This is a genomic window from Brevibacterium sp. OS20 (assembly GCF_056837565.1).
Genome location: NZ_CM166367.1, coordinates 3,955,131 through 3,968,560 on the forward strand (window position 1 = coordinate 3,955,131; position 13,430 = coordinate 3,968,560).

Annotated in this window: 9 protein-coding genes; 4 read left to right on the forward strand and 5 right to left on the reverse strand. The window is 65.6% G+C overall.

Annotated elements, in window-relative coordinates:
- The first annotated feature begins 166 nt into the window (after positions 1-166).
- Positions 167-3,361 (forward strand): zinc ribbon domain-containing protein, encoded by a 3,195-nt coding sequence (locus ACVZTU_RS17650; RefSeq protein ID WP_482400993.1) that lies wholly within the window; start codon positions 167-169, stop codon positions 3,359-3,361.
- Between the two features lie 34 nt (positions 3,362-3,395).
- On the opposite strand, the gene ACVZTU_RS17655 is transcribed toward ACVZTU_RS17650, so the two are convergent.
- Together ACVZTU_RS17655 and ACVZTU_RS17660 are read right to left on the reverse strand one after the other, a co-directional pair.
- A complete protein-coding gene (locus tag ACVZTU_RS17655; RefSeq protein ID WP_482400994.1) occupies positions 3,396-4,751 on the reverse strand; it encodes a D-serine ammonia-lyase in 1,356 nt (451 codons plus the stop codon).
- Positions 4,752-4,782: 31 nt separating this feature from the next.
- Entirely contained in the window at positions 4,783-5,763 is a 981-nt protein-coding gene (locus ACVZTU_RS17660) for an ABC transporter substrate-binding protein (RefSeq protein ID WP_434592444.1), read from the reverse strand.
- A 221-nt stretch (positions 5,764-5,984) separates the two neighbouring features.
- Between ACVZTU_RS17660 and ACVZTU_RS17665 the strand changes: the two genes are divergently transcribed.
- Complete coding sequence (locus ACVZTU_RS17665) at positions 5,985-6,998, forward strand: siderophore-interacting protein (protein WP_482400995.1); 1,014 nt, start codon at positions 5,985-5,987, stop codon at positions 6,996-6,998.
- 50 nt (positions 6,999-7,048) lie between these two features.
- Here ACVZTU_RS17665 and ACVZTU_RS17670 read toward each other — a convergent pair whose 3' ends face one another.
- The gene (locus tag ACVZTU_RS17670) at positions 7,049-7,960 is read right to left on the reverse strand and encodes a DMT family transporter (protein ID WP_139909416.1); all 912 of its coding nucleotides are present in this window, start codon (positions 7,958-7,960) and stop codon (positions 7,049-7,051) included.
- 133 nt (positions 7,961-8,093) lie between these two features.
- On the opposite strand from ACVZTU_RS17670, the gene ACVZTU_RS17675 reads away from it, so the two are divergent.
- Positions 8,094-8,978, forward strand: coding sequence for a LysR family transcriptional regulator (locus ACVZTU_RS17675; RefSeq protein WP_139467538.1), 885 nt, complete (start codon positions 8,094-8,096; stop codon positions 8,976-8,978).
- Between the two features lie 80 nt (positions 8,979-9,058).
- Here ACVZTU_RS17675 and ACVZTU_RS17680 read toward each other — a convergent pair whose 3' ends face one another.
- Entirely contained in the window at positions 9,059-10,495 is a 1,437-nt protein-coding gene (locus tag ACVZTU_RS17680; RefSeq protein WP_248283861.1) for an FAD-binding oxidoreductase, read from the reverse strand.
- A 43-nt stretch (positions 10,496-10,538) separates the two neighbouring features.
- On the reverse strand, positions 10,539-11,900 hold the full coding sequence (locus ACVZTU_RS17685) for an MFS transporter (protein WP_139467539.1): 1,362 nt from the start codon (positions 11,898-11,900) through the stop codon (positions 10,539-10,541).
- A gap of 309 nt (positions 11,901-12,209) precedes the next feature.
- On the opposite strand from ACVZTU_RS17685, the gene ACVZTU_RS17690 reads away from it, so the two are divergent.
- Positions 12,210-13,247: a DUF2332 domain-containing protein gene (locus tag ACVZTU_RS17690; protein ID WP_482400996.1), complete on the forward strand. Its 1,038-nt coding sequence runs from the start codon at positions 12,210-12,212 to the stop codon at positions 13,245-13,247.
- Positions 13,248-13,430 lie beyond the last annotated feature (183 nt).

The window sequence follows — 13,430 nt, forward strand, 5'->3', positions numbered from 1 at the left end:
TCCAGATCGATCACGCCGTATTTCAGAAAAAGTCCCAATATAGAACTTCTCTTGCATTAACAGCCTAATATAAGTTGTGAACTACACATGCTTGATCTGCTCAGTTGATTGTTTCGATTTGAATGACATTGCGGAGCTGTCGGGCAACGGCACTTGAGGACTGGGTATGCACGACGAAACCGACGAGACGAAACCGACCGCTGCCGAGGATCCGAAGGATCAGACCGCCGAGGACCAGGAGAGTCCCGAAGACGAGGTTCCGGACGCCGCCGAGACCTCGGATGATCCTGCAGCTCAGGATTCTGAGGCCACCGAGGTGATGGACCCCGTCTCCTCGGATGCCAAGAGTTCCGAAACGACTGGTTCAGCAGAATCTGCAGGCGCCGATGAACCCGATTCAGGCGAAGATGATTCCACCGAGGAGACCGCTCGCTGGGCGCCGCCGGAAGACGGCACGCCCACCACCGAGCAGACAGTCGACCCCTACCAACAAGCCCCCTACCAGCAGGTGCCTTATCAGCAACGCCCTCACCAGCAGGGCCCCTACCAGTCCGGTCCTGTGCCCTACCCCGCACCACCGGGCTACCCGGCGAATGCCCCGAAGTCGAAATTCGCCTCGGCGCTGGCTAAGGGAGCGACGTGGAAAACGGCCCTGATCCCGCCGGGGATCGCCCTCCTCGGCGGCATCATCGTCTCCATCATCCTCACCGTCATCCTCACGTCGATGTCGGAATTCGACTCGCTGACCGAGGAGACCGGCCTCAACCTCGACAGCCTCAACTACGCCCTGCCGTTCATCCTCATGGCTCTGTCGCTGTTCGGTTCGGCGGCGTTGCGCTTGGACATCAACGCACCTGACACCTTCAACGCCCAACTGGGCATCTTCACCACCGGCGCACCCCTGGTGGTCACCATCGTCACCGTGGGTCTGCTGTGGTGGATGACGAAATTGAGCGAACGCCGCTCCCCCGCACCCAACCGAGTGTCCACGTGGATCCGCATCGGGGTCGCGACCCTGGCGATGACGCTCGTGCTCTTCCTCCTCCAGGTCATCTTCGCCGCCCGCGCCTCCGCCTTCGAAGAGGAAGGATCGTTCACCTTCACCTTCTCGGCGGTCACCGTCCGATCGTTCTTCCTGCCGATGCTCGTCATCCTCATCACGAGCATCGCCGGTCGTGTCGCCGGACATTTCAAGGGCACCGAGGCGATCGGTGCACCGTTCCTGCGCTGGGCTGTTCCGCCTCTGCTGGTGACCTGGATCCACCTCGCCCTCACCGTGGCCGTGTTCTCGATCGTCGCGCTCTTCGTCCTGCCGCTGTCAGTCGAGATGCCGGGTCAGCTGGTGCCGCTGACGTTCGTCAACATGGGCCTCATCCTCACGTCGCTGACCCACCTCGGCGGAATCAGCGCCACCGCCCAAGGCGACTTGGGCTTGTACTCGGACACCTTCTCCGAGAGCCTCACCATGTTCAGCCGCGAGGCTCCCGGGCTGCTGTGGCTGGGCCTGCTCGTCGTCGTGGCCGCCGTGCTGATCGCAACGATCGTCGCCACCGTCACCCGGCGTCCGGCCTGGACCGTGATCGAGCAGGACAAGCAGCAGTGGTCGAGCGCGTGGAAGCTGCCTGTGGCGTTCTGCCTCGTCTGGGGTCTGCTGTCGCTGTTGGCCATCCCCGCGAACCTGTCGATGTCCGGATCCGCCGAGGCGGCCATGTTCTTCGGCGGTTCCGGTGCGGCCCGTGCGGGGATCGGCCCCCTTGCCTGGACGTTCCTCATCTTCGCCCTCTGGGGCGGGATCATCGAGGTGCTTTCGCGCACCCTCGGCCCGCGACTCGCCCTCACCTTCCCGGCCGTGGCGCGGATCGCCGCCGGACGGACCGTGCACCCGCACTGGGGACCATACCTGGGCATGAGCGAACCGCAGTTCGCGTTCATCCATCCCGATCTGGCTCGAGCCGCCGCCCCGACGCCACCGCCGGTTGCTCCCGGCCCCGGCGAAGTCGGACCGCACGACCCTGGCGGGTTCGGACCGCAGGGACCTGTCGGCCATCAGGGCCCGCCCGCATCGCCGAATGCGTTCGACTCGCAGGGCCAGCCGCCCCATCTCCAGCAGGGTCCGCAGCAGTTCTCTGGTCCGGTCGGTCCGCAGCAGCATCCGACCCCGTCCGACCAGCAGCCTTATGCCTACCCGCAGGGTGTCGCCGACCAGCCGGCCTATTCGACGCCGCAGGGCTCAGCCGGGCAGCAGTCAAACTCGGCTCCGCAGGGAATGTATGCGCCGCAGCCGTACGCGGGCCCGGCCAAGCCCTTCGACAAGAAGAAGACGACGCTCGTATCGGTCGTCGCCGGTGGTGCCGTCCTCCTCCTTGTGGCCGCACTCATCGTCGTCACCCAGCTCAACGGGCACATGTTCGGTCCCGAGGCGACGGTGGAGAAGTACTTCTCGGAGCTCTCCGACGGTGACGCCGAGGGTGCCCTCGAGGTCGCCGACGTCGACGTTCCGCAGGAGTCACGGACCCTTTTGACCAACGATGTCCTCGGCGGCTCCAAGGCACTGCCCGACGATGTCACCGTCGAGGATGCCGAGATCTCCGGAGACACGGCGACGGTCGCGGTCACCTACGACGTCGGCGGCTCCAAGGGCGACAGCACGCTGACCCTGCACAAAGCCGGAAAGAAGGCGCTGTTCTTCGACGACTGGGCGCTCAAGAGTCCCGACCTGCTCACTCTCACCGTCGACACTCCCGGCCTCAAAAAGGTCAAGGTCAATGGGATCGACGTCGACAGCGACGGGTCGACACTGTCCCTGCCGGCCTTCCCCGGTCTCTACACGATCGACCTGGCCGAGAAGTCCGATCTCATCACCGCAGACGCGGTCAAGGTGCGGGCGTTCCTCGGCGATGACCCGAACATGGAGGGTGAGGACACGCCGCTGCTCGCCGCCCATCCCTCGGACGCGTTCCGCAGCGAGGTCGACAAACAGGTCAAGACCCTCATCGACAGCTGCGCGAAGAAGACGGTCGCCCAGCCCGACGGGTGCCCGTTCGGATCCTCGCTGGCCGACAGCTATGACGCCACCGGCCTCACCTGGTCGATCTCGTCGTATCCGACGGTGACCGTCGCCGATGACTCCATGGGTGCCGACCAGTATTCGAACCCCGAGGACGCGACCGGTCCGAACGGCGGTCCGGCGTGGCTGATCTCCTCCGACACCTCCGGTGAGGCGCTCGTGACCGGCAGCTACGACATGTTCGACGAGTCCGAACCCTTCGATGACACCGTGACCTTCGACCTCAACGGCACGGCCGAGATCGTCGACGGCAAGATCGTCATCACCGTCAACGACGACCCATGGGACTGGTGACCGAGGCAGCGTGACCCGGCCCGGGGCACGCCGTTCAGTCGACGAAGATCGCCGAGGCGGGGCTGCTGATCCGTTTGACGAGTCCCAGTCCTTCGTCAACGTAGGCGGCGCGTTCGTCGCCGGGGACCATCGCCCCACCGGTGAGCCACACGAGGTGGACGCCGGTCGCGGACCGAGCCGCCGCGTCGCCCATCCGCCACGGAATGGTCAGCCCGGCGGTAGCGGAGGGTTCGACATCGATGCCTTCGGTCTCATGGAGCACCCCGACTCCCGCGCGGATGACCTCGTCGGGAACCGCGGCGAAGCCGGAGATGAGCGGCCCGATCATCGGTCCGATGAAGCGTGAGGGGCGGGCGACCGCCAGCCCGTCGGCCGGTGTGGCTCCGGACAGCCCGATGTCCTGAACGGAGATGCCGCTGTGCCGACCGGTGCGCACTCCGAGGAACATCGCCGGCGCCTGGCTCGGTTCGACGAAGATGCAGCGCACCGCAGTGCCGAAGACCCGTTTGAGCCCGAAGGTCACTCCCCCGGGTCCGCCACCGATTCCGCACGGCAGATAGACGGTGAGCGGATTCTGCTCGTCGATGGTCACTCCGGCGGCCGCGAACTGGCGCTCCAGCCGCAGAGCAGCCACCGAATATCCAGCAAAGAGACTCACGGAGTCCTCGTCGTCGACGAAGTGCGTGTTCTCGGCGGCCAGTGCCGAGGCACGGCCGGCTTCGACGGCTTCGACGAAGTCGCCGGCATGTTCGATGACGTCGACCCCGTGGTCGCGCAGCATCGTCTTCTTCCATTCCCGGGCGTCGGCTGACATATGCACCGAGGCGGCGAAGCCGAGGCGAGCGCTCAGGATCCCGATCGACAGCCCGAGGTTGCCGGTCGAGCCCACGACGATGCGGTGGTTCGCGGCGATCTCTTGAAACTCACGAGTCGAATAGGTGGCGGGATCAAGAGCGTCGAGTCCGTGCTCGGCGGCGACCGCCTCGGCGAATTCGAGCACCTCGTGGAAGCCGCCGCGGGCCTTGATCGACCCGCTCACCGGCAGGGAGTCGTCGCGTTTGAGCCACAGCCGTCCGCCCAGCTCGGATCCGAACAGACCGTCGAGGCGGTGCTGCGCCGCAGGCGCCGGAACCAGAGCCGATTCGATCGTTCCGCCGCTGACGTCTGGAAACGCCGATGCGAGCTCGGCCGGAACGGTCGCCGTCTCCGGGAAGGTCTCTGCGAACCAGGGGGCGAAGCGGTCGAACCGGGCCGCCGCGGAATCCATCACGTCGCCGAGGTCGGGCAGGGCCGCCTCGTTGGGGGTGGAGCGGAGCCATGTGGTCGGGGCATCCGATGCGAGGGATCGGATGATCTCGTCGGTGCTGAGTTCGTCAGGCAGGTCGGTCATGCACCGATCGTAGCCCGGCGGGGTGCGGGCCTCAGCTCTTGACGATCTTCTTAGCGGATTCGAGGACGTCGCCGAGTTCGTTCAGCCATTTCGCGTAGCCGTCATAGGTGTAGGCGCGTTTGTCGTCCCAGGTGCCGAGCTGGTCCTCCTTGACTGCGGGCAGGCTCTTGTACACCGGGTTGTCTTCGTAGTCGGTCGAGGCGTCGTGGACGAGGACGACGTCGGCCGGGTAGTCCGACATCTTCTCCCAGGAGACTTCTGCCCAACTGCTCTCGCCTGTGGCGTCGGGGCCGACGAGGGTGAGCCCGTCCTCGTTGAGCATCTCGGCGATGCCCAAGGAGTTCGAGGTGTAGTTGATCTCCGCGGTGAAGTTCGCCAGCAGCACAGTCAGCTGGTCCTGCTTCTTCGCCACGCTGCGGATGCGTGCCCGAGCGTCGTCGAAGGCCTTCCGCTTGTCCGCGATGGCGCCGGTGTCTGTGTCCTTGCCCAGCGCCTCGGCGATGGCCGCGTACTGAGCGAACATCGCGTCGGGACCCTGCCCGCCGAGTTTGACCGGGACGAACGGCACGAGCTCGCTGACCTGACCTTTCACCTTCTCGTCCCACCAGGTCCACCCGTCGCCGGCCTCATTGCCGTAGGCGACGAGGATGTCCGGCTCGGCAACCGCGAGGGCCTCGATATCGAGTTCCATATCGGTGCCGACGACCTCGACTCCTTCCGAGTCGAAGGACTTGCCCGGGGACTCGTTCTGTCCGAACCCGAAGACCGCGACCGGCGTGATTCCGTACTGCGCGAGTCCGGCTGCCGAATAGAAGTCCGCGGCGATGCGCTTCGCCGGGCGGTCGAGTTCGATCGTCAGCCCGTCATAGCCTTCGGGCGAATACGTGAAGTTCGGGACGCTGCCCGCAGCGCCGGAAGCGCCGTCACCCGCATCGCCATCGGCTTCGCCGCGGCAGCCGACGAGGGCGAACGGGGCGAGAACGGACAGGGCAAGGAGCTGACGACGACGCATCGAGAGCCTTTCGGTGGGCGTCCCCGCAGGGACGGAACTGGTGCGCCTGTAGTGACGCCGGGACCACCGTAGCACTATTTGGAAAGGCTAGCCTTACTAAATTAGAGTAGAGTAGCGTTGCGGATGTTGACATATCCACGACAGCTGCACACACGAACACAACGCGTCCCCGCGGGGACGCCCTCACGGCCACATGGTCCTGGGGATGCGAAGGAGAATCAGTGTCACGAGCCCCCATCGGTGCCTTCGAAGCAGAGGTCCTCGCCGTCGAAGACCTCAGCCCGTCCTTCCGTCGGGTGACTTTCGGGGGTGCGGGACTCGAGGAATTCGGCCCGAACACCCACCCTCGTGATCTGCGGATCAAACTCGTCATCCCTCCTCAGCGTGCCGCCTCGCCGCAGTTCGATCTGCCGGCATTCCTCACCGAGCAGGAAGCCGCTGGAGTGTCCTGGTACCAGGCCTGGCTGCAGGTCAGCCCCGAGGAGCGCGGCGCGATGCGCACCTACACCGTGCGCGAATGGGACGATGCCGAGCGCAGACTCGTCATCGACATGGTCCTCCACACCGATGAGCACGGCCACTCGGGCCCGGCGGCCGAGTGGGCCGAAGCCGCCGAGGTGGGCCACCGCCTCCATATCATCGGCCCCTCCCGTGCCTCGGAGACTCCGTGCGCCGGGATCGAGTTCGCCCCGGGAGATGCCCACCAGATCCTGCTCGCCGGCGACGAGACGGCTGTGCCCGCCATCGCCTCGATCCTCGATTCACTCAAGGACAGCCAGGCGCAGGGCAAGGCCGTTCTCGAAGTCCCGAGCGCCGAGGACATCATCGACATCACCGCTCCCACCGGCTTCGAGATCGAATGGCTGCCACGCGGGGAGGCCGACTTCGGTCAGCTCCTCGAACCTGCCGTCCGCGAGGCGGTGCGGTCGGAGACCCGGATCCCCGTCGGGGCCGGAGCGGCAGGGTCGGCCGGCGGGCCGGATGGTCAGGTCCGGGAACTCGACGATGTCAACATCGACGAAGAGATCCTCTGGGACGTTCCCGCGGCCCTCACCGAGGCGGCTCAAGGCAGTTCGAGTGCGACGGAGAAGGATGACCGCCCCTTCTATGCGTGGATCGCCGGAGAGGCCGGACCGGTCAAGCGTCTGCGCCGCTACCTCGTCCAGGAAGTCGGGGTCGACCGCAAGCAGATCGCGTTCATGGGCTACTGGCGTCAGGGCAAGGCCGAGGGCTGAGCCCTCAGACCCAGCTCGACCGAGCCTTCAGACTCTGCCTGACTGAACTCTCAGACCTTGCCGGGCTGAGCCGGCGACGGTCGCAGAGCTCCGATGATCTGCGGCCCGATCGCGGCAGCCGCCCCGGCCAGGCAGAGCACACCGCCCACTGCGGCCAGCGGAGGCGGGACCTCTCCGAGAACGATCCAGGCCATCACGACGACGATCGCGGGGACGAGGAGACTCGAAGAGCTGAGCAGACCTGCCGGCAGATGCTTGAGCGCATATCCCCAGAGGTTGAAGGCGATAGCGGTCGGTACGACTCCCAGGTAGATGATCTGCAGCGTCATCTCGATGGGTGCCGTGGCCACCTCGTCGATGAGGCCGGGGGCGAAGACGAGACTGACGAGTGCGCCGATGAGGATTCCCATCCAGGTCACGGTCACCGAGTCCTCTCCGGACAGGAAGTGCTTCTGCAGTAGCACGCAGGCGGCGTAGAGCACTGCGGCGACGAGACTGAGGACGAGACCGCCGACGGTGAAGAAGCCGGTGAAGCTGGCTGCCGTGATCAGCCCGATTCCGAGCAGAGAGACGATGATGCCGATGAGCAGGCGCTTCGGCAGCCCTTCTCCGAAGACGAGGCCGGCGAAGACGGCGATGATCAGCGGTGCGATATTGACGATCATCGAGGCGGTTCCGGCATCGATCGACCGTTCCGCAGCGTTGAGGACGACGACGTAGGCAGAGAACCAGGCGACTCCCCACAGGACGAGAATCAGCCAGACGACCTTGCCGGAGGGGAATCGGGGGCGGCGGAAGAGCATCCACGCGGAGAGCACCACAGCCGCGGACGCGCCGCGCAGCAGCGCCATCGGACCAGGTGAGAAGAATTCGCCGGCATCGCGGATGACGACGAATGATGACGCCCAGAACGTCATGGTGAGCAGGGCAGCGATCCAGGGCAGGACGCGGGGCGCTGTCATCTGGTGAGGATTCGGACTCGCGACTCGAGGACTGAGGGCTGATCTGTTCATAGGAACGATTATTCGTCGCATGATCGTGAAAGAAAAGCGCACACTATTGCACAACTGTCCGTGATGTGCGTACGGTTCGACTGTGTACAACGTTGCCCACCTGAAGTCATTCAAATCGGTCGCACTCACCGGGTCCGTCCGGTCCGCCGCACAGCATCTCAGTCTCTCTCCGTCTGCGGTCAGCCATCACCTCAAAATTCTCGAACAGGAGACCGGTCTGACTCTGTTTCAGCGACAGGGACGCGGCCTGTGCCTGACCGACACTGGTTCGGCGATCATGTCCGACGTCGACTCCGTGCTCGAGAGCTCGGGGCGATTGGGCCAGCGCATCTCGGACCTGCATGAGAATCGGATCGGACGCCTGTCGATCGGGTACTTCGGCACGGCCGGCACCCAGTGGATGCCCGAACTCGTCTCCTACCTCGAGAACCGCCATCCCGATGTCGCCGTGCAGCTCAACCTGGCAGAGGGCCCCTGGAACGAATTCCACTCCGATGTCCAGGTCGTGATTTCAGATTCCGAGGATCCCGTGTTCCCATCGCAAGTGGAGAGCCACTTCCTCACCGAGGATCCGTATGTGGTCGCAGTGCCCGACGATCACCCCCTGGCCTCGCGTCCGGAGGTCAGCCTCGACGAGCTGGAGAATCATCCTTGGATCGACAACGACACCGGCGACGGTCCGTGCCGGACGATCCTGTTCGACGCCTGCGCACGTGCAGGGGTGGCGGTGCACTTCAAGCACGAGGCTCACAGCTTCGCCACTGCCCTGCACATGGTCAGTCGGGGCTTGGGTCTGACGATTCTCCCGCGGCTCGGTGTCGAACCCCTGCCTCCCGGGGTGGCCATCATCCGGCTGACAGCGCCCGAACCGATCCGCTTCATCCACGCGATCAGCGATCCGGGCCACCCGCAGCAGGAACTCATCGAGGATGCGGTCACAGCCCTGCGCGAGCTCGCCACCGGCTGACGATGGAAAGACCGCCGGCCTCCTGCTTCGCGGGCGCGCCGCCACGGCGCATGCGTGCACTAGCGACAGCCCGACTGCGCTCAGATCTCGGCGAGCATCTTGCCCGGGTTGAGGATGCCCAGCGGGTCGAGCGCGTTCTTCACGGCCAGCTGGATCCGTCGTGATCCTTCGTCGAGTTCGTTCGGCAGCCAAGCGCGCTTGAGGAACCCGACCCCGTGTTCGCCGGTGATCGTGCCGCCGAGTTCGAGGCCGACGCGCATGATCTCAGCGAACACCCCTTCGGCCTTCGCCGTCTCGGCCGCATCGCCGGAGTCGAAGAACACCGATGGGTGCATATTTCCGTCGCCGGCGTGCGCGACGAGGGCGATCTCCAGTCCGGATGATGACCGCAGCTCGGCCAGACGGTCACAGAATTCGGGCACGGCGGTGCGCGGCAGGCATACATCGTCGAGCAGCTGACCGCCGCCGTGAGCGTTGGCGAATTTCTCGTAGGCCGGCTGGATCATCCGCCGTGCCGTGATGAGAGCCGCGGAATCGCTCGGGTCGTCGGAGTAAGCGACGTCAAGGGCACCGCAGCGCTGGGCCACCTCGGTGAAGGTCGACATCGCGGCCTCCGCATCGGTCGGGTTGTCATCGACCTGCATGATGAGCATCGACCCGGCATCGCCGTCGAGGCCGAAGTCGCCGTAGTCGTTGAGCATGCGCAGGCTGGCCCCGTCGAGGAATTCGAACAGGCTCGGCACTCCGCCGCCGGCCATGAAGTCGGCGACGGTCTGCAGTCCGCTGCGCTCATCCGGGAAAGTCGCGATCGCGGTGAACGGCTCGGGCAGGGCGGGCACGAGGCGCAGCGTCGCTTCGACGACGATGCCCAGGGTGCCTTCGGAGCCGATGAAGAGATGGCGCATATCGAGTCCGGCCACGCCCTTGGCCGTCTGCGGGCCGAGCGTGGTGATGGTCCCGTCGGCGAGTACGACTTTGAGTGAGCGCACGTAGTCCCTGGTCACACCGTACTTCACGCAGCAGAGTCCGCCGGCATTCGTTGCGATGTTCCCACCGATCGATGACAGTGCCACCGATCCGGGGTCCGGCGGGTAGGACAGTCCGAACGGGGCGAGGTGGTCCTTGAGGTCCTGGTTGATGATGCCCGGTTGAACGGTGACGAGACGTTCGGCCTCGTTGACGGCCACCACGTCCTTCATCTTCGACACGTTGAGCAGGATCGCTCCCGGTGAGGCGTTCGCGCCTCCCGAGATCCCGGATCTCGCCCCCTGCGGGACGACCGGCACCCGATGTGCGCTGGCGAAGGCCATGACCTCTTGGATGTCTTCCGCCGAGGCGGCCCTGACCAGGGCGATCGCCCCCTCGCGCGGGCAGAACAGGGCCTCATCGCTCGAGTGAGCGTCGATGACATCCGGGTCAGTCGTCAGCGCACCCGGACTCAGCTTCGCTGTGAGGTCGTCGAGCGCCACCGGGTCGAGGGCGGGGAAGTCGGGTGCGGTGGACGTCGGGGTCGTCAATTCTGCTCCTCGGATCGGTCGGGCGAAGGCGGACGGCGGGCCGTTACTTCATCACGTCCAGGTTATCGGGAGCGGGTGCGGCCCGGAGGATGAGGGTGACGATGCCGGCGGCGACCATGGCCGCGCCGACGACCCACATGCCGGCATTCTGGGTTCCGGTGAGATCGGCCAGCCAACCGGTGATGTAGGGGGCGAAGAAGCCCGCGGAGTTGCCGAGCGAGTTGATGAGCGCGAGTCCCGCGGCGGCACCGGCACCGGCGAGGAAGGTCTGCGGCAGCGGCCAGAAGGTCGGCAGGGCGGCGCAGATCGCCATGCAGGTGATCGTCACGGCGATCATCGTGGTGAACGGTGAGGACAGGTAGAGGGCGATGGGGATCGCCACACCGCCGATGAACAGCGGGATGGCCACGTGCCACACACGCTCACCCGTGCGATCGCCGTGCCGGGACCAGAAGTACATGGCCAGGGCACCGAAGACATAGGGGATGGCCGTGATGAGGCCGATCTCGACGATCGAGTACTCGACGCCGAAGGACTCCTGGAAGCCGGCGATGATCGTCGGGAGGAAGAAGCTCATGGCGTAGAGGCCGTAGACCATGCCGAAGTAGACGAATGACAGGGCCCAGACGCGGGGCTGGAGCAGCGACCGGCGGACCGGGTAGTGGAAGGTCTCTTCCTTGCTCTTCTCCTCGGCGTCCATCGTCGACTGCAGCCAGTTGCGCTCTTCGGCGCTCAGCCACTTCGCGTCCCGCGGGCGGTCGGTGAGGTAGAAGATGCACATGATGCCCAGGAGAACGGCGGGCACGCCTTCGATGATGAACATGAAGCGCCAGCCGGCGAAGTTTTCGAAGATCGAGTTGCCGCTGGAGATCAGCCACGACGACAGGGGCGAACCCACGACGCTGGAGAGCGGGATGGCGAGCATGAACAGAGCCGTGGCCCGCGCGCGCATCGAGGTCGGGAACCAGTACGTGAGGTAGAGGATGATGCCCGGGAAGAATCCCGCCTCGGCGACGCCGAGGAGGAACCGCAGCACGTAGAGCCAGCCGTGGTTGGGCACGAATGCCATGGCCGCGGCGACGACGCCCCAGCTGATGAGGATGCGGGCGAGCCAGATGCGGGCGCCGAACTTGTGCAGAGCGAGGTTCGAGGGCACTTCGAGGATGAGGTAGCCGAAGAAGAAGATGCCTGCGGCGAACCCGAACTGGGTCGCGTTCATCGCGAGGTCTTCGTTCATTCCGCCCGGTCCGGCGATGCCGATGTTCGTCCGATCGAGGTAGTTGATGAAGTACATCGCGATGACGAACGGGATGAGACGGATGAGGACCTTGCGCAGGGTCCTCTTCTCCAGTGCCGAATCGGCGGGGGTCTGTCCGCTGGTCGGCGGGCTCACCTCGGATGACATGGGATCTCCTTCGATCAAGTCGGGCCACGGTGGTGGCGCGGGGATGCGCCGCGAACATGGTCGTCGGCGCATGATGGCAACACATTACGACAGCGCGGGCGGCTGACCTAGCGTTCGCAGCAAAAGTACCGGATACCGGGACGGGGACTTCAATCGGCTCGTTCAAGCCGGCGCCCGGATATCGAACCGTGTACGGTTCGATATCCGCGCTGCGCCTTGATCGACGTTTCGGTTGCCCCACTCGCCGTCGGGCAACCGGTCGGTACGATGAAGTCACTGAGGCGCGGATACCATTGCGAGGAGGGCGACATGCAGCCGATGACGGGACTCGAAGCCGAGACTCTGCGCGACTACTTCGGCAAGTTCGCCCGCCTCGAAGCGGCCGACACCTCCCCGATCTACGCCGCATGGGCCGAGGGAGTGGCCGCGGATGACGAGATCCTCTCGCGCCTGCTGGAACTGCCCCGACCGAAGCGCCAAGCCAATCTGCTCTTCGGCGCAGCCCGCCACCTCGGCGCTGGCGAAGGCTCCTATGCTGACCTGCGTACATGGCTGCTCGAGCATTGGGCGAAGGTCCGCGAGCTCATGCTCGCCCGGTCAACCCAGACGAATGAGGCGGGTCGCTGCGCGACTCTCCTTCCAGCACTCGCACGGGTTCCAGGACCGCTTGCGCTCATCGAGGTAGGCGCCTCAGCGGGGCTCTGCCTCTACCCTGACCGGTACAGTTACCGATTCACCGTAAACGAGGCGGCCGGGTCGTCCGGTTCAGATTCCGAGAAGTCGACGACGCTCGACCCTGCGGACGGTCCGATCCCGGTCGTGCTCGAATGCGAACTGACGAACACTGCCGTGCCGAACCGTCTCCCCGAGGTCGCGTGGCGGGCCGGAATCGATCTCAATCCTCTCGATATCACCGATGCTGACCAGCGGGAATGGCTGACTTCGCTGATCTGGCCGGAGCATGAGTCGAGACGGGAGCGCCTCCTCGCCGCTGCCTCGGTCGCGGCCGCCGATCCCCCGCACCTCGTCCGCGGCGACCTGCTCGACACCGTCGAAACCCTGCTTGCCGAGGTGCCAGCCGGGACCCAACCGGTCGTCTTCCACAGTGCGGTGCTGGCCTATGTCGACGCCGAGGCGCGTGCCCGCTTCGCTTCGCTCATGCAATCGCGCGACGACGTCGTGTGGATCAGCAATGAGGGCGCCGGCGTTCTGCCTGACACTCGCGCTCAGCTCGAGACACTCGGGATCGAGCCCGATGGGCGATTCGTGCTCAGCGTCGACGGCCAAGCTGTCGCTCTGACCGGACCGCACGGGCAGAACTATGTCGGCATCGCGGTGATCCCCTGATGCGCCGACCCGCTCGGAATCGGGGCCGTGCTCAAGCAGTCGACGCCCCCAGGAGGCTCGTTCAAGGCAGAGCGCAGACGTCGACCCGTGCGCCTTTCGAGGACTGAGTTGCGCCTTGATCGAGGCTGGGTCGAAGAGCGAAGCCTTGAACGAAGCGTCGACAGCGAGGCAGCGAGGCAGCGA

Bases quoted from the DNA above. Each gene is read 5' to 3' on its own strand.
- ACVZTU_RS17650 (WP_482400993.1), top strand. From the start codon at position 167: ATGCACGACGAAACCGACGAGACGAAACCGACCGCTGCCGAGGATCCG.
- ACVZTU_RS17655 (WP_482400994.1), bottom strand. From the start codon at position 4,751: ATGACCGACCTGCCTGACGAACTCAGCACCGACGAGATCATCCGATCC.
- ACVZTU_RS17660 (WP_434592444.1), bottom strand. From the start codon at position 5,763: ATGCGTCGTCGTCAGCTCCTTGCCCTGTCCGTTCTCGCCCCGTTCGCC.
- ACVZTU_RS17670 (WP_139909416.1), bottom strand. From the start codon at position 7,960: ATGACAGCGCCCCGCGTCCTGCCCTGGATCGCTGCCCTGCTCACCATG.
- ACVZTU_RS17685 (WP_139467539.1), bottom strand. From the start codon at position 11,900: ATGTCATCCGAGGTGAGCCCGCCGACCAGCGGACAGACCCCCGCCGAT.
- ACVZTU_RS17690 (WP_482400996.1), top strand. From the start codon at position 12,210: ATGCAGCCGATGACGGGACTCGAAGCCGAGACTCTGCGCGACTACTTC.